Source organism: Phreatobacter sp., from assembly GCF_030691135.1.
In the GTDB taxonomy this organism is placed as follows: Bacteria; Pseudomonadota; Alphaproteobacteria; order Rhizobiales; family Phreatobacteraceae; genus Phreatobacter.
The window spans coordinates 1-18055 of sequence record NZ_JAUYFA010000031.1 but is presented as its reverse complement, the minus strand read 5'-3'; the positions used below and the strand labels follow the sequence as shown (position 1 = coordinate 18055).

Annotated in this window: 16 protein-coding genes; 7 read left to right on the top strand and 9 right to left on the bottom strand. The window is 65.3% G+C overall.

Annotation, left to right across the window (positions count from 1 at the left end; all coding sequences use genetic code 11):
- Position 1: 1 nt before the first annotated feature.
- Positions 2–940, bottom strand: coding sequence for an NAD(P)-dependent oxidoreductase (locus tag Q8O26_RS04750; RefSeq protein ID WP_305574003.1), 939 nt, complete (start codon positions 938–940; stop codon positions 2–4).
- 333 nt (positions 941–1273) lie between these two features.
- Here Q8O26_RS04750 and Q8O26_RS04745 point away from each other — a divergent pair, with 333 nt between their 5' ends.
- Positions 1274–2299, top strand: coding sequence for a class I SAM-dependent methyltransferase (locus Q8O26_RS04745; RefSeq protein WP_305574001.1), 1026 nt, complete (start codon positions 1274–1276; stop codon positions 2297–2299).
- Positions 2300–2338: 39 nt separating this feature from the next.
- Here Q8O26_RS04745 and Q8O26_RS04740 read toward each other — a convergent pair whose 3' ends face one another.
- Positions 2339–4582, bottom strand: coding sequence for an FkbM family methyltransferase (locus Q8O26_RS04740; RefSeq protein ID WP_305573999.1), 2244 nt, complete (start codon positions 4580–4582; stop codon positions 2339–2341).
- 264 nt (positions 4583–4846) lie between these two features.
- Between Q8O26_RS04740 and Q8O26_RS04735 the strand changes: the two genes are divergently transcribed.
- A complete protein-coding gene (locus Q8O26_RS04735) occupies positions 4847–5677 on the top strand; it encodes a methyltransferase domain-containing protein (protein ID WP_305573997.1) in 831 nt (276 codons plus the stop codon).
- Positions 5678–5721: 44 nt separating this feature from the next.
- Here Q8O26_RS04735 and Q8O26_RS04730 read toward each other — a convergent pair whose 3' ends face one another.
- From Q8O26_RS04730 to Q8O26_RS04710, 5 genes are read right to left on the bottom strand one after another with little or no spacing between them, the layout of a single operon-like run.
- A complete protein-coding gene (locus Q8O26_RS04730) occupies positions 5722–6609 on the bottom strand; it encodes a hypothetical protein (RefSeq protein WP_305573995.1) in 888 nt (295 codons plus the stop codon).
- 46 nt (positions 6610–6655) lie between these two features.
- On the bottom strand, positions 6656–7354 hold the full coding sequence (locus tag Q8O26_RS04725; RefSeq protein ID WP_305573993.1) for an NUDIX hydrolase: 699 nt from the start codon (positions 7352–7354) through the stop codon (positions 6656–6658).
- Positions 7351–9285 carry a hypothetical protein gene (locus Q8O26_RS04720; protein WP_305573991.1) on the bottom strand — a complete coding sequence of 645 codons (1935 nt, stop codon included), beginning with the start codon at positions 9283–9285 and terminating at the stop codon, positions 7351–7353. The genes Q8O26_RS04725 and Q8O26_RS04720 overlap by 4 nt, the downstream gene beginning before the upstream one ends.
- Positions 9285–10382 carry an ABC transporter ATP-binding protein gene (locus tag Q8O26_RS04715; RefSeq protein WP_305573989.1) on the bottom strand — a complete coding sequence of 366 codons (1098 nt, stop codon included), beginning with the start codon at positions 10380–10382 and terminating at the stop codon, positions 9285–9287. Before Q8O26_RS04715 ends, Q8O26_RS04720 begins: the two co-directional genes overlap by 1 nt.
- 3 nt (positions 10383–10385) lie before the next feature.
- On the bottom strand, positions 10386–11180 hold the full coding sequence (locus Q8O26_RS04710) for an ABC transporter permease (protein ID WP_305573987.1): 795 nt from the start codon (positions 11178–11180) through the stop codon (positions 10386–10388).
- Positions 11181–11742: 562 nt separating this feature from the next.
- Here Q8O26_RS04710 and Q8O26_RS04705 point away from each other — a divergent pair.
- Positions 11743–12273: a WbuC family cupin fold metalloprotein gene (locus Q8O26_RS04705; protein ID WP_305573985.1), complete on the top strand. Its 531-nt coding sequence runs from the start codon at positions 11743–11745 to the stop codon at positions 12271–12273.
- A 99-nt stretch (positions 12274–12372) separates the two neighbouring features.
- Entirely contained in the window at positions 12373–13455 is a 1083-nt protein-coding gene (locus Q8O26_RS04700; RefSeq protein WP_305573983.1) for a DUF2793 domain-containing protein, read from the top strand.
- 6 nt (positions 13456–13461) lie between these two features.
- Here Q8O26_RS04700 and Q8O26_RS04695 read toward each other — a convergent pair whose 3' ends face one another.
- The gene (locus Q8O26_RS04695; RefSeq protein WP_305573981.1) at positions 13462–14349 is read right to left on the bottom strand and encodes a sugar nucleotide-binding protein; all 888 of its coding nucleotides are present in this window, start codon (positions 14347–14349) and stop codon (positions 13462–13464) included.
- 144 nt (positions 14350–14493) lie between these two features.
- On the opposite strand from Q8O26_RS04695, the gene Q8O26_RS04690 reads away from it, so the two are divergent.
- Together Q8O26_RS04690 and Q8O26_RS04685 are read left to right on the top strand one after the other, a co-directional pair.
- Entirely contained in the window at positions 14494–15375 is an 882-nt protein-coding gene (locus tag Q8O26_RS04690; protein WP_305573979.1) for an NAD(P)-dependent oxidoreductase, read from the top strand.
- 8 nt (positions 15376–15383) lie between these two features.
- Entirely contained in the window at positions 15384–16589 is a 1206-nt protein-coding gene (locus tag Q8O26_RS04685; protein ID WP_305573977.1) for a methyltransferase domain-containing protein, read from the top strand.
- Between the two features lie 185 nt (positions 16590–16774).
- Here the strand turns inward: Q8O26_RS04685 and Q8O26_RS04680 are convergent, their stop codons facing one another.
- The gene (locus Q8O26_RS04680) at positions 16775–16954 is read right to left on the bottom strand and encodes a hypothetical protein (RefSeq protein ID WP_305573975.1); all 180 of its coding nucleotides are present in this window, start codon (positions 16952–16954) and stop codon (positions 16775–16777) included.
- A gap of 73 nt (positions 16955–17027) precedes the next feature.
- Between Q8O26_RS04680 and Q8O26_RS04675 the strand changes: the two genes are divergently transcribed.
- A partial coding sequence (locus tag Q8O26_RS04675; RefSeq protein WP_305573974.1) for a helix-turn-helix transcriptional regulator occupies positions 17028–18055 on the top strand: 1028 nt, incomplete at its 3' end.

Genomic DNA, 18055 nt, shown 5'->3' with positions numbered 1-18055 from the left:
GTCACTGCGCCGCCTTCTGCTGCATCCACTTGAGGTTATGCCAGCGATCCTGCTCGATCAGCACGCCCTGGCGGTAGAGGCCGATCAGTTCCTTGATCGCGTCCTCGACCGTCTTCTTCGGCCGGAAGCCGGTGGCCAGCAGCCTGTCGGAATTGACCCGATAGGAGCGGGGATCGTTAGACGGCGTCACCACGATCTCGGCGTCCAGATGGTGGCCGACCATCTCGGCGATGGCGAGGATCGAGATATTCTCGAAGCCGGCATTGTAGATGCCCGTGTGCTGCGGATTGTCGAGCAGGAAGATGTAAAGGTCGGTGATGTCGTCGATGTGAATGTTCGGGCGCGTCTGATCGCCGCCGAACACCGTGATCTTGCCGTTCTTCAGCGCCTGCATGGTCAGCATGTTGACCGAGACGTCGAGACGCATGCGCGGCGAGAAGCCGCAGACGGTGGCGGGCCGGACGATCTGCACAACCATGTCCTCGGAATAGGACAGCATGATGCGCTCGCCGCACATCTTGGTCTTGTTGTATTCCGAGATCGGCAGCAGTTCGAGGTCCTCGGTGACCTGCTCCTCGTCCTTCACGCCGTAGACCGACCCGGACGAGGCGTAGATGAAGCGCTTGATGCCCCGGCGCTTGGCGCGGTCGGCCAGCTGCATGGTGGCGAGGCAGGAGATTTCCCAGGTCAGCTTGGGATCGAGGTCGCCGCAGGGGTCGTTGGCGACGGAGGAGAGGTGGATGATGGCGTCGATGCCGTCGAGCGGCACCTCGTCGATGTTGCGCACATCGCCCTGCACCACGTTCAGGTCCGGATGCGGCTCGAGCTCGTTGCCGAACCACTGGATGTCGAAGCCGACGACCTGATGGCCAGCCTTCAAAAGCTTCGGAACCAGCACGCTGCCCTTGTAGCCGCACGCGCCCGTGACAAGTATTTTCATGAGAAAACCCGGAGGATGTGGTCTGCCAAAGCCTGCGACGGTAACGCCTAGTGATACAGGCTCGCATGGGAATGCGACCGCCTGCCCGAACGCCCGTTCACTTAACGTGCGTGATGGGCGATGACAACTGGCAAATCGTTTCCCGGGCAGAGGTAAGGCGATACGATTCAAAGGCGTCGCGGTGTTGACCTGCATGGGTGAAATAGGTGAGATCGCGCCGCGCTGAAATCCCGACGTTTCGGAATGCGAGATGCGCGCGGCCTGTGCATTGGTGCCAGTGGCTGATGATCCCGCGCTGCGCTTTAAGTTCGCGCGCGGACAACGGGGGCACTCATGGTTGACGTCTTGTCTGAAGATCGGCTTCGCGCGGCTTTCGCATCGGCTGCATTCGACGACCATGTCGAGCGGTTCACAGCCGATCCGGGCAGGATCACCCCAGCGGTTTCGCAAGCAATGCTCTATCACCTCGCGCGTTTGCTGGCGCCGGCCAACATTCTCGAGATCGGCAGCTATTTCGGCAATACCACGCGCGTGCTAGCCCAATCCGTCGCTGATGCCGGTGCCGGGTCTCTCGTGACCATCGATCCCTATGGGGGTGACAGGCTACCGGGGATCATCGCAGGGTGGCCGCATTCCCTGGCGGCTATCACCAGCTTTCACGCCCTCAATTCGATGAGCTATTTCGCATCGCTCGAAGTGGCCCGCACCGCGACCGGCAAGCATGCGCCCTTCAATCTCATCTTTGTCGACGGGCATCATTCCTACGAATACGCCATGTTCGACCTTCTCAGTTCGGCTCTCTATCTGCGGCCGGGTGGCGTGATCGTCGTCGACAATGTCGAGCAGGCCGGACCGTCCATGGCCGTTGCTTCGTTTTTGTCCCGCTACAAGGGGTGGCGACTGTTCAGCCAGTCGGGGGAAGCGCTCGATCCGGCATTTCCCGAATCTGTTCCTGGAGCCTTGGGCGCGATCCTGCTGAGCCCCGGGGGGGTCGAGGTCAGCCAGATCCCCTACAAGTTTCATTTCTATGGCATGGGCCGTACGGCTGTGGGCGCTGTCCGCGTGCCCCTCCTGCCGACCGGTGCCCCCGGGACCCTCTCGGCGAGTGCCAATCTCTATTCCGTGCCCTATGACATGCACATCACGGGGGTCGGGCTGGTCACGAAAATCGTCAGCGTCACCAAGCGCGTTGATGGCCATGAGCCGATGGCCGAGATCGATTTTGGCGCAGACCTCGCTATTCAACCTCACACGGATGATGCGCCGGTCAGTCTGGAACTCGAGTTGCAGTTCCAACCCGATGACGAGCACGCGTCCAACATCATTGTCGACGTTTCAGGCGGCGTCACGCTGACTTGAAGAAGCGCGCACTGACGGCGCGCGCTTCCTCGGCATTGATTATATGAAAAACTTGCCCTGGACCCAACGGGCGTAATCGATCAGCGGATCTTTCGCCGATCCTTCTGCGACGAGCATGCTCCGGTCGGGAATCATCATGGCTCGGGCGGAATCGAGAACGGTGCTTTCGTTGGGCACCGGAACCGTCCAGGGCTCAACGGACACCGCGGAACTGCCGGTGCTGACGACGACAAAATCGGGAGCCGCCATTCCGCGCAGGGGCGCCAGTCGGCCGTTTGCGTCGAGACCGAGAACTACGCGGGCGCCCGTGCCGGCTTCGACGAATACATAGGCGTAGCGCAACGGAGAGTTTTGCTCGCGATGATCGCGGACGGTGCAAATCGCCTCGAACTCCATACCAGGGCCCGGGTCGAGTGCCACGATGTTCGTGATGCTGCTCGGTCGGGCCTCAACCAGGCACAGGCCGGACTCAGTCTTGACCAGCAACGCGAAGCTGTCGGCGGTCGCTCCCTGATGAACGCAAAGGGGGCGGCCGGGAAGGTCGGGGATGATGGCGACGCCAGCGGTCGTGCCTTCAGCCAGCCCGTAAATGTACAGCTGCGACCGGGATGGCAGGAACTCGCTGATGATCGCCGCCTCCGGGGCAAAGCCGACCAGGGGCACAGCCACTCCCTCGGCGAGTGTGCGGCTCGCCAGCCATTGAACACCTTGCGGGACCGTGAGGTGGCCGATGAACAATGTTCCAGTGGCACCTTCGCTTGCCCTCAGGGCCACCACGAAGGTTTTGCCGCTGGTATGGTCATCGACCATGGAGATCGCGCGGATCCCGTCGAGTTCCACGACGGCGTCGAGCGTCGCGAAGGCCCAGTCGCCGCCGCTGAAGCGGTCGACCTGCATCAGGGTCTGGCCGCGATGCGTCAGGCGCGGGACCTTGTCCTGGACGTAGGTGATGATCTGGAGGGGCACGTCCTTGTCCGACGTGCGCGACTCGATGTCTGGACCGAATTCATGGCCGGAGCGGCTGTTGGTGTCCTCGTTGGGCACTCCGTAGAGAAGTGTTTCAAAGCGGCCACAGCTGTACTGACGCACATACCAGCGATAATCGGGCAGAAGACGCATCAGGTCTTCGGGAATGTCGAAGAAATGTTCGGGCTCGTGGTAGATCGCAATCGAGAGCTTCGGCCGGAAGCGCTTCAGCGACTGCTCCATGCCCTTGAGGGCGACCGGCTCGCCGCCTTCGATATCGAGTTTGACGTAATCGCAGGCCGTCACCAGCCCCTCGGCCACCAGCGAATCCAGCGAGCGACCCTTGAACTCCTTCACCATGGAGCCCGCGGCGGCCGCGGCGTCCACGTCTTCGCCGCCGGCGCCATAGACCATGCCCGATACCTGCGAAACCAGCCGCAGGGTGCGGTCGCTGTCGAGCAGGGCGACTTCGTGTTTGGTGATGACACCGTCGAAGGCGTCCCATGTCGGCTTGGCCCAGTGGCCCTCGAGTTGGAAGACCGGATCGAAGCTGTGGATCCGCCCTTCGCCTTTCATCTGGCAAATGAAATAGGGAATTTCCCATCCCGCGCCGACGCCACCATTGATGACGGTGTCTCCGGGCATCAGCCTTACCACGTCCATATACTGCTGCGGCCCGAATGCATCGGCCAGGAAGCCACGCATGACCTGTTCCTGATTACCGAACAGGATTCGCGTGAAAGTGTCCCGGCTCTTCTGGTCCGACAGCTTGGACAGAATGTAGACGAGGCTGGGGCTCTTTTCGGCGAGCACCTCCGGATAGTCCCGCATCAGATGCAGCGAGCCACCCGACATGCGCTTGCCGACCGAGCGGCTGGACATCCAGAAATCAGAGTGAACCGTCGACTGCTCGAACGTGTCGGCCTTGAAGTCGCGGTCGGCGACCAGGCGCTCGAGCTTGTCCTTGAGGCACAGGGCGAAGTCCCAGTAACCGTGCGGGTCAAAGCCGAAATGAAGCAGGACGATGAGCCGCGACGGGGCGATCAATCCTGCCGCGTCCGAGGCAAGGCGTGGCCAGTTCGTGCTCGATATGAGGAGATGACAGCCGGGAGGGGTTTCGGCAGCGGACGATACGAAGCCAGCAAAATGGCTCTGCCCCGTGCGTGCCTGAAGGATCGGCAGGGCTTCGACGTCGAGCTTGTCATCCTTCAGAATAGCAAAAGGTGCATTCCGGGGCATTTGGTCGAGATGAAAGACGAACTTCCCAGACCACATAGATGGGTTAAGTGTCACGCCAGAATTCCCCGAATAGCCCATCGATCGGGCGCCTGTATTTCCCTGCTCTAGATCCCCGATACGTCAACAGATCAAGACGCTCACATCGTCTTTACGCTGTTCACGAAAAGTATGGGGTTGCACGATGTCGGTTGTGCGGCAAAGTGCATTAAGAGCTTGAACTAGCTTAGTGATGGCTGTAAAAGGTCGGCCACCCGTACGTCAAGCGGTTTTGTCCTCTGCCGAAGTTGTGATGGGCGTGTCAGTTAGATCGTCCGAAATCACCGCGGCCTTGAAAAGGTTTCCATGATGGCCATCAGCTGGAACTCGCTGGATGCGATTGAAAACGCTCGGCTTCTTTCTCCGGGCGCCCATGTCATCGATTTCGGCAGTTCCAACCTGTATCATGCGACCGCGGCCCAGATCGAGGCCTTCGTCGCCCGCTATGCGACCACGATCCCGGACAATCTATCTGAACTCGCGCAGCGGCTGGAGGCAGGTTCGAAGCTCGGTCCGGACGGGCAGGCCCTGAACCACGCCTTCATCGGTGAAATGTTCGAAGCCGCGGGCATGACCTATGACGCCATCGACATTGCCGACGGCTACAAGACCACCATCGTCGACCTGAACTTTCAGGCGCTGCCGGAACAGTTCATCAAATCGGCCGATGTGGTGCTGAACTTCGGCACCAGCGAGCATATTCTGAACCAGGCCAACGTCTTCAAGTCGATCCACGATGCCTGCAAGCCAGGCGGCATGATCATGCATCAGTTGCCGGCCATCGGTTTCGTCGATCACGCCTATTATTGCTACACCGGCCGCTTTTTCTATGATCTCGCCGCATATAACGAGTATGAGCTGCTGGATATCTGGTTCGACGGAAACTACACCGACAGCGAGGACATCTATTCGTCCACGCGTGCGTATGCCCGGTACTTCCCCCACGTGGACAAGCGCGTTGCCGCCATCGGCGTCGAGGATCGTGAAAAGCGGGTGGCGTCCCTGCGTATTCCGACCGTGGCCATCAACGTCGTGCTGCGCAAGGTGAAGGACAAGCCGTTCGGCATCATGGTCGAGACCTCGACCAGCGTCGGCGCGATTCCGGATGCCGTCAAAGGCGCCTATGCCAACGGCTGATCCGGTCCGCCGGGGCTTCGTAGCCCCGGCACAGCCGTCTCACTTCATTTCAGCTTGCGCGTCAGCCAGTCGCGGGTCGCGACCCGCTTGACCGTCGACATGATGCGGGCGCCCAGGCTCCTGCCGTAGGATTGATACACGTCCTGGCCGACCGCTCCGACACTGGTGCTGACATCCAGCAGCCCGGCGAAGGGCTTCTCCGAGGTACGCCTGAACAACACGTTCACGGCCATGTTGGGAACCGGCGTCGCGTTGACGCGCGCCTCTCGTACGCCCTGGCGGTTGGCCGTGTAGGGGCCGAGGACCGGGAAATGCGCCTTATAGGCTTCAACGGAGTCGATTAGGTTGTCATGGCCCGCGGGGCCGTCATACCAGAAGTCGACCAGTTCGTAGTGGTTGTAGGCTGCCATATCGAGGAAGAACTTGCCCGTATAGCAGAAGTAGCCATGCGCGGCGAAACCGGCCGCCGGGACCTGATGGTACATCAGGCCGCCGACCTTGGTGGCCTCGTGGATGGCGTTGAAGGCATTGGCCTGGTTGATGATGTGCTCGGTGGTCCCGGCATTGATCACGAGGTCGTTCTTGCCGACGAAGGCTTCCGGCAGTTCGCTGCGGTTGAGGTCCAGGATGGTCGTGCGATAGCTCGACGCGATGTCGACCGCCTCGTAGGTCATGCCGGCCGCTTCCAGAAGCTCGCCGACGAAGGCCTGGTTGAGCGCGATACCGTCAGGTCGGAAACCGGACCGCGAGGCCAGTGCGGTCGCCCAAGCGAGATCCTGAGAGGTCCCCGGATTGTGGCGCTGGACGAAATCGAGGATCGCCGGAGCCTCTGCGCCGTAGAGGTTGGAACAACCGATATCCAGCACCGAACCCTTGGCGGGAAACATGCCGAGGGCTTCCATGCTGTGAATGACGGACCAATGAATTGCCATAGGGGCTCCTGGAAAGGGCCGGGGGTGGGGCGAAGCTGCGCGGTGCTCATATGAGGCCGGCGAGCCTCGCATGAAGGACGCAGCCGAGGGTGAAGGCGTCCGTGATCTCGCTGTTCAGGACCATCTCGTCAAGTTCCGTCGGGGTGACGAGCCTCAGACCTGCGATCCCTTCCGCCACCTGCGTGCGCCCGATCGCCGTGAGTTCGGCCCAGGCGAGCGCGACCGACATCCCCATCAGCGCCGTCGAGCCGTGGATGCGGCCGAGAAGGCGGATCGATGCGACCTCGCCCTCGATCTCCTCGCGCAGCTCGCGAACGGCGGACTGCTCGGCCGTTTCGCCCGGATCGGTGGCTCCGCGCGGGCACTCCCAGTGCCAGGATCGCGTCGCGTGGCGGAAATGGCGGACGAGGACGATGCGTCCGTCGAACAGCGGCAGGACCGCGACGCCGGAGGGTTCGGCGCCGGGGCGAAGAACGCGGTGATGCACACCGGTTGTCCCACCGGGGAAGATGACCGCGTCGCGCACCAGCATCAGATACGGGTCTTCGTAGCGCACGCCGACCTTGGCCCATTCCGCCGGCAGGCCACGGGCCGTGTAGCGCTCGGCCATGTCGGCCTCGATCCGGGCCATGGCGCCGGCCTCGGTGACGACGGTGATCCCGTCGGGCTCGTTCGAGAACCAGCGCGGATGGGCCGCGGCGAAGGCGGCATAGTCGGCGTGGCGGCTTTCGTCGTCACCGGTCATGGGCGCGGATCCTGCGGCGCCACCACCTGCACCACCACGCTGGTCGGCTCGGCATTGTTCGCGGTGCCGCGGCGCATGGTCTGCCGCAGGCCGTAGAGGGCTAGAAGGCCCGCATAGCGCAGCGCGCGCAGCAGCGAACTGCCGGCCTGGCCGACACGGCCGAGATCGCGGTCGTGCAGGCCCTGCGGCTGGCGGCCGATATCGATGGCGGCGGCGCTCGGCTTCATGGCACTTTCGAGCAGCAGGGCGTCCACCAGGCGTGCCCTGACCCAGGCCGCATCGGGCAGCCAGATCGGCTTGTGGGCGACATAGGTCCAGCGCGCGCCCGGGTTCGTGACGCCGCGGACATGGTCGACGAGGAGCTGGGTATCGATCTCGTCGGGATGCCGGCACATGACCAGCACGGCATCGACCTTGTCGTCGCCCGCCAGCCGCCAGCAGGCGAGATGATCCGGCTCGATCCAGAAGACACCGTCCTCTTCGGGCGAGAACATCCCGTCGAGCCAGGTTCCGACGGGCGCGACCACCAGCAGGCGCGCGCCCGCGTGGACGGAGCGGCGCAGGTCCTCGACGGCCGCGCGCACGGGCGCGTAGGACTCGCGTCCGAGATTGAGCGGGCCGAGCCGCGGCGGCACGCCCCACAGGCGCTCGCGCAGGCGGGAGACGACGGCGCGCGGTCCGCCGCGATGGCCGCTGCCGACACCGAAGCGCCGGGCCCGGCGGCTGGGGCCGAAGGAGGGGTTGCGCAGGTCGGCGAGGGTCAGCGTCAGGTCGAGCTCGGGCGGCAGGGCCGCCTGGCCGCTGCGCCGCTGGAACCAGGCGGCGACGCCCGCGACCCAGTAATAGTGGCCGCGGTTGGGGACCGGCGGGCCGAGGCCGGCGACGAGCGCCGCCATGTCGCTTGTGCTGCGCTCCAGCAGCGCATGCGAGCGGGCGTCGCGGTCGCCGCTGTGGAACAGCATGGGCGTGCGCGAGGCTTCCAGATGCCAGGGCACGTACCATTCGGAGATGTCGCGCTCCCAGACCCCGGCCGGCCGCGACCCATAGACGACCGAGCGGGCATCGGCGGCGCGCTCCTGCATCTCCAGGATCATGACCTCGTCGGAATCGGCGATGACCTCCATCCGTCCGTCCGGGCAGTAGAGCTCGGGGAAGGAATAGTCGCAGTAGCCGTGGACCTTCGTGACGACCCGCGTCGGGCGCATGCCGAGGAAGAAGATCTGCAGGAAGCGCCCGACACAGGCGGTGTCGTCCTCCTGCCAGAAGACATGGTTGGCGGCCCGGCTCCAGCAGCGCGACTGGTTGAGGGTCTTGCCCACGGTCGTCAGATGCGGCGAGGCGAGGCCGATGGCCGCGAGCTGCCGGCCGGTCAGGGCGAGCGGCGCACCGTCGGCCGGGGCGAGTGCGTCGACCCTGGGGATCACCTCTTCCGCCACCGCCTTGAAGCTCGCCGCCATAACCGAGGTGGCCCCCGCCTCGATCCGCGCCAGCACATGGGCCAGGCTTCCGTCGGAGAGGACGAAATCGGCGTTGAGAGAGAAGAAGACCGTGCGCGTCATCGCCTCGCCGTGCAGGGCGATGCCCCGGGCATAGGCGAGCGTCAGCGTCACCGTGTAGAGGCCGGGGACGATGAGGTCGTCGATCGGCGCCACCACGACGGAAGCAAAGGCGCGCATGCGCTGCACCTGCGGCTGGGCTTCGAAATAGGCGGCGTCCTCCGCCCGCGTCATGATCTGCAGGGTGACGGGCATGCGCCTGGCGACATGGGGCAGGTTGCCCGGCGCCAGCAGCGAAACGAAGGCGTGTTGCACCAGACGGTCGATGTAGAGCCTGCCCCAGGCGACGACCAGCACCACGGCCTGCTCGGCCGGCCGGACGGTGGCGCCGTGCCGGGCGCTGCCGTCCGGGCTCGCGTCCCCGGCGGGTGCCATCAGCGGTCCGCCCCAGTCAGTTCCCTGAGGCGGTTGGTGAGGATCGCCTGAATGTCCTCGTCGATGCTGAGACCATGGGCTTTCACAAGGACCAGGATGCGCATGATGACCTCGCTGTCCTCCGGCGTGAGCCGCAGGGTGGCCTGCTCGATCTTCAGGTCGAGCGCCGGCTCGACCGGCTTGCCGAGCATGACCAGCAGCGAGCGGTAGCGCCGCAGCATGGAGAGGTCGTCGGGGCGGATCGTGAAGGCCTCGATCAGCGCCTGCAGTTCCAGTTCGGGAGGCAGTTCCTGGCCGGTATTGGCCAGTTCCTGGGCCATCGTATAGGCGGCGCGGCGGGCATTCTTGTCGCCGGTGCTGGCATCGGCGGCCACCTTGGCGCGGTAGTCGCTGAGGACGGTCTCGATCGGCCCCATGGCGACGATCTTGCCGTGTTCGAGGACGATCCCGGTGGTGCAGAGGGTATTGAGCAGCGCCATCGAATGGGAGGCGACGACGAGGATCGAGGCGCGCTCCGCCAGTTCGCGCATCCGCGTCTCGGCCTTGACGGTGAAACCGGCATCGCCGGTGCCGAGGCCTTCGTCGATGAGAAGAATGTCCGGCTCCAGCGAGGTGGCGATGGCGAAGCCGAGCCGCATCAGCATGCCGGCGGAGTAGATCCGCACGGGAAGGTCGAGATAGCCGCCGAGTTCGGTGAATTCGGCGATCTCGGCGGCACGCGCCCGGACCTCCTTCAGGCTGAGGCCGAGATGAAGGCCGCAGGTGATGATGTTTTCACGTCCGGTGCTGTCGACGTTCAGGCCGGGCGTGGCGTTGAAGAGGGTGGCGATGGTGCCGTCGATCTCCGCCTCGCCGCTGATCGGCTCGTAGACCCCGGCGAGGACCCGGAGCAAAGTCGACTTGCCGGCGCCATTGTGACCGATCAGCCCGATCCGGCTGCCCGAGGGAATGTCGAGCGTGATGCCGTCCAGCGCGACAATCTGGCGGGTGGCGGCGTCGATCCGGCCGCCGGTCTGGCCGATGCCTGCCGCCGCCGTTTGCGGTGCGAGCTTGACCGGGAATGCGACGGTGGCGTCGCGCAATCGGATCCGGGGCATGGGTCAGTACCAGTAGGCGAGCCGGCGCCGCACGGCACCGAACACAAGGAGGGAGACGGTCAGGCCGACCGCGGCCATGCCGCCAGCCCAGAGCCAGGACTCGATGGGAGGTGCCCGCCCGATGAAGGGATCACGGCCGATCAGAAGCAGGTGGTAGAGCGGGTTGTAGTCGATGAGGAAAGCGAAGCGTGGCCCGAGGAGGTCGCGCGGCCAGAAGACCGGCGTCGCGAACAGGGCGATCTGCATGCCGCTGGCGACGATCTGCTGAACGTCGCGGGCCTTCAGCGTCAGGATGCTGAGCAGCAGGCTGATCCAGAAGCCGTTGATGAGGATCAGTGACAGGCCCGGTATGACCAAGAGAAGGGTCAGGGACGGGGTCACACCGAGCACCAGATAGACGATGACCAGCAGCACGAGATGGTGTGCGAAGATCAGCAACATCCGCCACAGATGGGCGAAGATGAAGGCGGTGTAGGGAAACCGGATCGACAGCGCGGTGGACTGCGCCGCGACGAAGGTGCCGCAGCCCTCCACGATGATCGAGGCGATCAGGGTCCAGACGATCAGCGTCGGCGTGATGGTTTGAAAATAGGCCGCCGTATCGATCCTGAAGATCGCCGACCAGACGAAGCCGAGCAGCAGGATCAGTGCGCCGAGGTGCAGCGTGTGCCAGAGCGGCCCCAGCGCCGTGCGCCGGTAACGCCTGATGACGTCGATGAAGCCCTGGTGGATCCAGAGGTCGCGACGCGCGATCGAAGCGTCGAGGTCGGCAGCCGCCACGCGCAACCAGGTGCTCATCGGACGCACCCCATGGCGCCGACGCCTGCCGGCTCAGGTCGAACAGGGCGGTGGGATGGCGTCGGGTGCATCGGTGTCGGCGGCCTTGTCATCAGTGCATCGGCTTCCGCTGCGCGGGTGCGGCAATCCGGACCGGTCGGAGGGACCTGTCGTCTCGCAGAAAGCCCGGCCCCGCCATACCATCCGGCAGCCGGACGGGTCTTTAGGAGATTTTCGAGGGTGACGCAAACTGAGTTGGTGCAGTCTCGATGGCAGTCAGCCTGGTTTGAAGGGCAAAAAAAGATTGCGAGCGACAGATCGCGATGTTCCGGGCGGCCATCTTTGCCCTTCCGTCGGCTCTCGAAGCGACGACTTCCTTCCAAACCGCGGTGGATATCGACGCACTGCGTCAAAGATCGACGGCAATGGCGGCGATGACGCAGGAATTCCACACAGATCCGGCGAGGTTTTGCGGCGCGGCGTCCCGAGGGTGTGGTCTTGTCGCGGCGCGTGGGCCGTGATTTGACGGTGCTCCGAGCCCGTTCCGGGCAACCCACGAGCCAGAACGGGCGAGCAAGACGGCATGAGCGATCCCACGCTGCTTCCAGGATACCGGTTCGTGACGCCGGAGGTGCTCTACAGCGACAAGAGCTTCGTCACGGTGGGCGATGCCGAGATCGCCATGCTGAAGGCCATCGCCGCCGGCACGCCGCGCCGCCGGGCGCGCATCTGCTGCCATCCCGACCCCTCCGCCGCGCAGCAGGAGATGGTCATCGTCATGCACGCCTCCGGCTATGTCCGGCCGCATCGCCATTTCGGCAAGACCGAGACCTTCCTGGTGCTGGACGGGGCGGTGGACGCCATCCTGTTCAACGAGAACGGCACGGTGGACGAGGTCTGTTCCATGGCGGCGCCGGGCGAGGGCCGGCCCTTCTTCTACCGGATGCCGGTCGGCCGCTTCCACGGCCTCATCTACCGCTCGGAATGGCTGGTCTTCGTCGAGACCACCAAGGGCCCCTTCGACCTCGCCGACAGCGAGGGCGCGCCCTGGGCGCCGCCGGAAAGCGAGCAGGCGGCGGGCCGGGATTTTTACAAGGAGCTGGGGCTGGGGTAGGGGGCCGGATCGGCGCTGCCTGAAACTGCTATTGGGAAATATATCCTTGACAAAGGACTATAGTCTGCTATTCAATCGCCCCTCGATTGGAGACCCGCCATGTCGTCTGCCTCGCCCGTCCTGTCCGAAACCACCCGCCTCGCCCTGCCGCTGATCGCCGCCGCGCAGGCGCAGAAACACGTCACCCACAATGAGGCGCTCGGCCTGGTCGATGCGCTGGTGCATCTGGCCGTGAAGGACCGCGGCCTCGCCGGGCCGCCTCCGGATGCGGAGACCGGCGACCGGCACATCGTCGGGGCGGCTCCCACCGGCGCCTGGGCCGGTCATGCCGGTGAGGTGGCCGAGCGGGAGGAGGGGCACTGGCGCTTTCTCAGTCCCCGGGCCGGCTGGCTCGCCTGGGTGGAGGGCGAGCGCTGCCTCATCGTCCATGACGGCGAGGCCTGGGGCGATGCGGAGATCCGCGGCACGTCGCGCCTCGGCATCAATGCCACGGCGGACGCGGTGAACCGTCTGGCGCTGGCTTCCGCCGCCAGCCTGTTCACCCACGCGGGCGGCGACCATCGCATGACCATCAACCGCGCGAGCGCTGCCGACACGGCCTCGCAGGTCTTCAGCACCGGTTTTTCCGCCCGTGCCGAGATCGGGCTGGCGGGGAGCGATGATCTCGCGGTCAAGGTGAGCGGTGACGGCACCACGTTCCGCACGGCGCTGCGGGCGGAGACCTCCGGCCTCGTGCGCCGGCCGCATAATCCCTGCGCCGCCCGGGCGATGACGGGGGCTCTCTCAGCGGCGCTGACGCCGGCGGTCTGGGTGCCGATCACCGGGACGGAAACCGTGTGGAGCGAAGGTCTCGGCCATGAGGCCGCGCCTTTCGATGTCGTGACAGGCCGCTTCGCGGTGGCCGAGGCCGGGCCCTATCGCATCGAGGCGGCGGCGACCTTCTATGCGGCGACGGAGGCGGCGGGTGTCTATCTGTCGCTCTGGCGCAGCGGCGCCCTGCTGGCGGGCTCGCAGCAGGTCACGACCCTTGCCGCGGCGCCGGGCTTCGCCTCGGTCCAGACCAGCGTGCTCGCGGCGCTGGAAGCGGGCGACGATGTTGAGGTGCGGGCCTATGTGAGCGCGCCCGGCGTCAGCCTGCTGAACAGCGGCTTCGGGGCCTTCTCGCTCGCCTTTGCCGGCTGAGGGGGCTCAGCCGAAATGCGTGCGGGCGATGCGCTCGCAGAGCGTGTCCATGGTGGTGAAGCGCCAGCCGATGCGGTCCTGGAGTTTCGTGATGGAGAGCGAGGTGTCGAGGGGGCGCTTTTCGAGGAAGGGCATCTCGGCGAGTTTGGCGGCGCGGATCGGCGGCAGGAGGCCGGGCTTCACCGCCTCGATCCTGCCGGCGAGCAGGGAGAGGAGGCCGAGGCGGCTGAAGCGCTCCGGGCCGGCGACGTGGTAGATGCCGGTGGCGCCGGTCTCGGTCAGCCGGATGACCGCGCCGGCGAGGTCCTCGACGAAGCCGGGGGAGTAGTACTGGTCGTCGGCGCAGGACTGCGGCTTGCCGGCGATGATGTCGTTGACCCATTGGCCGAGCTGGCCGGCCTCGTCACGGCCGCCGGAGACGACCTTGGAGAAGCGCGTGACCAGCCAGGGTTCGGTGCGGGTGCCGAGCCAGGCCTCGACGGCGAGCTTCTGTGCGCCATAGGCCATCTTGGGAAAGGCCGGGTCGGTCTCGCGCCAGAGGGCCTTGCTGCCGTCGAAGATGTAATCGGTGGAGCAGAAGACGGGCATGATGCCGCGGTCGAAGAGATCGTGGATGACGCGGACCATGGCGACGACATTGACGGCGGAGGTGCCGGCGGGGTCGCGGGCGCAGCCCTCCATGTCGATGGCGCCATAGGGGATGATGGCGTGGGAGAAGGGGACGCCGGCCTGGTCGATGACATCGCCGATGCGCATGGTCAGCGCGTCGAAGGCGAGGCCGCCGGGGAAGGGGCGACCGTGGAAGGTGCCGATGCCCCTGTCGCCGAGAACGGCGAGGGCGCGCCGTCCGAAAAAGCCCGAGGCGCCGATGACCAGCGCGCGCGTCAGTTCCATGTCCCGCCTCGTCAGAGCAAAGCCTCGCCGGCCCGGTTTCCTTTCCGCCTAGCCGGTCGGCTGCGCCTTGTCATGCGCAAAGATCGCGCTTGACCGGGCCGCGCCGCCCATAGATGTACAAGGCGCAACGGACGGACGACAGGCATGAAGCCCAGCAGGATCATCATCCTAGGCCATTCCGGCTTCATCGGGTCGCGGCTCATGGCGCGGCTGACGGAGCTGCACCCGGACGTGCCGGTGGTGGGAGCCTCGCTGACCGGCCTCGACCTCGAGGATCCGGAGAGCGCGGGCCGGCTCGGAGCCCTGTTCGACCCCGATGCCCTCGTCGTCATGTGTGCGGCGATCAAGCGCCAGCTCGGCGATACCGCCGACATCTATCTCAAGAACACCGCCATCATCGTCAATTTCGCCAATCTGTTGGCGCGCCATCCGGTGCGGCGGGTGGTCTATTTCTCCTCCTGCGCCGTCTATGGCGAGGATATCGAGAACCTCGCCATCACCGAGGAGAGCGCGCTGGTGGCGCGCAGCTATTACGGCCAGTCGAAGATCACGGCGGAGTGGATCCTGGAGCGCACCGTCGCCGGCCTGCCGCAGACACAGCTCGGCCTGCTGCGCCCCGCCACCATCTACGGGCCCGGGGACCTTGCCACCGCCTATGGCCCGAGCGGCTTCCTCGACGCCGCCGTCCACAACCGGCCGCTGACCCTCTGGGGCGACGGCTCGGAGCTGCGCGAACTCCTCTATATCGACGACGTGGTGGAGGCGGCCGCCGCCTATGTCACCACCGACCATGTCGGCCCGCTCAATCTCGTCGCCGGGCAGAGCTACCGCTTCTCCGATGCGCTGGAGGCGGTGAAGGCCATCGTCGGCCGGCTGCCGGAGATCACCTCGCGGCCGCGCTCCAAGCCCAAGGTCGACAATGTCTTCGACAATGCCGCGCTGCGCCGCGTCCTGCCGGGCGTGACCTTCCGCCCGCTGGCGGAGGGCATCCGGCAGATGCACAAGGCCCGCTACACGACCGCCTGAGGACCACCATGCCCTGCCTCGTCTGCAACTCGCATCGTCTGACGCCCCGCCTCGACCTCGGCGCGCATCCGGTCTCCTCCTTCTTCCTGAAGGCGAAGGACGCGCCGGAGACGGCCTACAACGTCACCCTCGGCGACTGCGCCGATTGCGGCACGATCCAGGCCATGCAGCCGGTGCCGCACCACGCCCTGGTGCCGCCCTATGACTGGCTCTTCGCCCGCGAGCCGGAGGAGCATCTCGACGAGACGGTGGAGAACATCGTGGCGCTGCCGGGCGTGACGACGGACTGTGTCGTCGGGGCGCTGACCTACAAGGACGACACCACGGTCGATCGCTTCCGCCGCAAGGGCTTCACGAAAACCTGGCGCGTCAGCGTCCGCGGCGATCTCGGCGTCGACAATCCCGCCGCCAATATCGAGACGGTGCAGAAGCTGACCACGGCGGAGCGCATGACGGCGATCGCCGCCAGGCACGGTGCCGCCGACATCCTGATCGTGCGCCACATCCTCGAACATGCCGAGGACGTGCAGGGCTTCCTCGCCGGCCTCGCCGCCATGGTGAAGCCCGGCGGCATCATCATGGTCGAGGTGCCGGACTGCACCACCAGCCTGAAGCTCAACGACTATTGCATGGTCTGGGAGGAGCACTCGCTCTACCTGACGCCGAAGACCTTCATGGGCCTCCTGGCGCGCGCCGGCTTCGAGCCGATCCGCACCGACATCTATCCCTTGCCCTTCGAGAACTCGCTGGTGCAGCTCGCCCGCCGCGGCACGCCCCAGACCGCGCCGTTGACGCCGGCCGAGGTCGCCGCCGAGCTCACCCTGCTCCCCGCCTATGCCGAGGCCTTCCCGGCCAGGACGGCGGGCCTGCGCGCCGCGCTGACCAAGCTGCGGGCCGAGAAGGGGCCGATCGCCCTGTTCGGCGCCGGCCATCTCGCCTGCCACTTCGTCAATTTCCACGGCCTCGCCGACCTCATCGACTTCGTCGCCGACGACACGCCGCAGAAGCAGAACCTGTACCTCGCCGGCGCCCGCCTGCCGATCCTGCCCTCGGGCGAGATGGTGGCGCGCGGCGTGAAGACCTGCCTCTTCGCCCTGTCGATCAACAACGAGAACAATGTGGTCGCCCGCAACCAGGCCTTCCTCGACCAGGGCGGCACGTTCTACTCGATCTTCGCGGCGAGCCCGCGCTCGGTGCATGCGCTGATCGGGTAGGGGGCGGGGCGTTCGAAAAAGTCTGGCACCGGGCCTCAAAATCGGTCAGCGAGAATGTCTGTTTGCTGGTCCTCGGGCATCGCCGCCAGTCAAAAGTTATGCCCAGTGTGTCCCGCCGTACGCAGCGAGGCAGGCAAGCCACAGGATAGCTTACGCGACCATGTCGCTTGCCTGCTTTGCGCCCGTCATCCTTTGAGCGCCAGAACCGCATAGAGTACGGCCATCGGGCCATAGAGCTCCGGCTTCTCCGTCAGGAAGCACCCTGAACCATGGCAACAGGCCAACCCGGCATAAATCGCCCGGTGGCAGTAAAACGCCTTCGCAAAGCGAAGAACGATAATTCTCAGTTTCATAAGCTCGAACATCGTTGTTGTCCTTTGATGTTGAGCCGGGCCCGGCGGTTGATCTAGAGTGTCTCGACGGGAGTGTTTTGGCTGAATGCGCCTCCGCCGTCGTTTCATCAAGGTTACGCCGCTGCGTAACCTGCGATTGTTCAAGGGGGTGGACGAAGTGCCAGTCAGCGCCGGAGACGACGTTGTCAGGTTTGGGCAACTGGTGCGAGAGCGGCGCGTAGCGCGGGGCTGGAAACAGGAAAACCTCGCGGAAGCGGCCTTCTCGAACCGGGACCGCAAGGGTTACGTCTCGCAGATTGAAAACGGCAAGGTGCCGAACATCACCCGCGACACGGTGCGCAATGTCGCGCGGGTCCTCGAGATCGCCGCCGAGCAGATCCCACCCGCCCTGCGCTGGCCCGAAGCCGCGGCGGTAGTGCAGGACACGAACACAGTCGTCCACGAGATCAAGAAGCAGCAAGACGAGCTAGTTGCTGCACTGCGGGATCAGGCCCGCGAGTTCGGCATCAAGGAGGGAATGCTGATCGCGCTGGCACGGCGCTACGCGGAAGGCACGCCCGGCGACTTTGCGGCGGCGCTCGCTGGTCTCGAACGCGCCCTCGAAGTGGCGCGGGACGAGCGTGAGCGCGGCGGCCTGCCATCTAACATTTCCAGCGCTGTCGATGCCGTCGTCGCGCGCATCGATGCGCTCAATGACTGTGGCGATCTGAACGGCGGTCAGGTCGCCCTCGATGAGGAGTTGGCGAAGCTGGATGCCGAAGACGAACGCCGCAAGGCCGCGCGCGCTCGTCTCTACGACAAGGGTATCGCCCAGGCTATCCTCACCCGTGACGCCGGAAACGCCCGCCGCTTCCTTGTCGCGCGATTCGAACTCGATGCGGTTACGGATACGGAAAAAAGGTATCAGGCGTTCAGGGGACTTTTCATCGAATGGTATCAGCGAGGCTCGGAGAAAGGTCTCAACTTTGAGCTTGAGGTCGCGATCGCCTTGGCGCGAGAGGCGGTCAGTCGGGCGGACAATCTCGACCATCGTGGTGCTATGCGCACAAGTCTTGGCGTTGCGCTCGATACGCTCGGGGAGCGTGAGAGCGGGACGGCGCGGCTGGAGGAGGC

Bases quoted from the DNA above. Each gene is read 5' to 3' on its own strand.
- Q8O26_RS04750 (WP_305574003.1), bottom strand. From the start codon at position 940: ATGAAAATACTTGTCACGGGCGCGTGCGGCTACAAGGGCAGCGTGCTG.
- Q8O26_RS04745 (WP_305574001.1), top strand. From the start codon at position 1,274: ATGGTTGACGTCTTGTCTGAAGATCGGCTTCGCGCGGCTTTCGCATCG.
- Q8O26_RS04740 (WP_305573999.1), bottom strand. From the start codon at position 4,582: ATGGGCTATTCGGGGAATTCTGGCGTGACACTTAACCCATCTATGTGG.
- Q8O26_RS04735 (WP_305573997.1), top strand. From the start codon at position 4,847: ATGATGGCCATCAGCTGGAACTCGCTGGATGCGATTGAAAACGCTCGG.
- Q8O26_RS04730 (WP_305573995.1), bottom strand. From the start codon at position 6,609: ATGGCAATTCATTGGTCCGTCATTCACAGCATGGAAGCCCTCGGCATG.
- Q8O26_RS04725 (WP_305573993.1), bottom strand. From the start codon at position 7,354: ATGACCGGTGACGACGAAAGCCGCCACGCCGACTATGCCGCCTTCGCC.
- Q8O26_RS04720 (WP_305573991.1), bottom strand. From the start codon at position 9,285: ATGGCACCCGCCGGGGACGCGAGCCCGGACGGCAGCGCCCGGCACGGC.
- Q8O26_RS04715 (WP_305573989.1), bottom strand. From the start codon at position 10,382: ATGCCCCGGATCCGATTGCGCGACGCCACCGTCGCATTCCCGGTCAAG.
- Q8O26_RS04710 (WP_305573987.1), bottom strand. From the start codon at position 11,180: ATGAGCACCTGGTTGCGCGTGGCGGCTGCCGACCTCGACGCTTCGATC.
- Q8O26_RS04705 (WP_305573985.1), top strand. From the start codon at position 11,743: ATGAGCGATCCCACGCTGCTTCCAGGATACCGGTTCGTGACGCCGGAG.
- Q8O26_RS04700 (WP_305573983.1), top strand. From the start codon at position 12,373: ATGTCGTCTGCCTCGCCCGTCCTGTCCGAAACCACCCGCCTCGCCCTG.
- Q8O26_RS04695 (WP_305573981.1), bottom strand. From the start codon at position 14,349: ATGGAACTGACGCGCGCGCTGGTCATCGGCGCCTCGGGCTTTTTCGGA.
- Q8O26_RS04690 (WP_305573979.1), top strand. From the start codon at position 14,494: ATGAAGCCCAGCAGGATCATCATCCTAGGCCATTCCGGCTTCATCGGG.
- Q8O26_RS04685 (WP_305573977.1), top strand. From the start codon at position 15,384: ATGCCCTGCCTCGTCTGCAACTCGCATCGTCTGACGCCCCGCCTCGAC.
- Q8O26_RS04680 (WP_305573975.1), bottom strand. From the start codon at position 16,954: ATGTTCGAGCTTATGAAACTGAGAATTATCGTTCTTCGCTTTGCGAAG.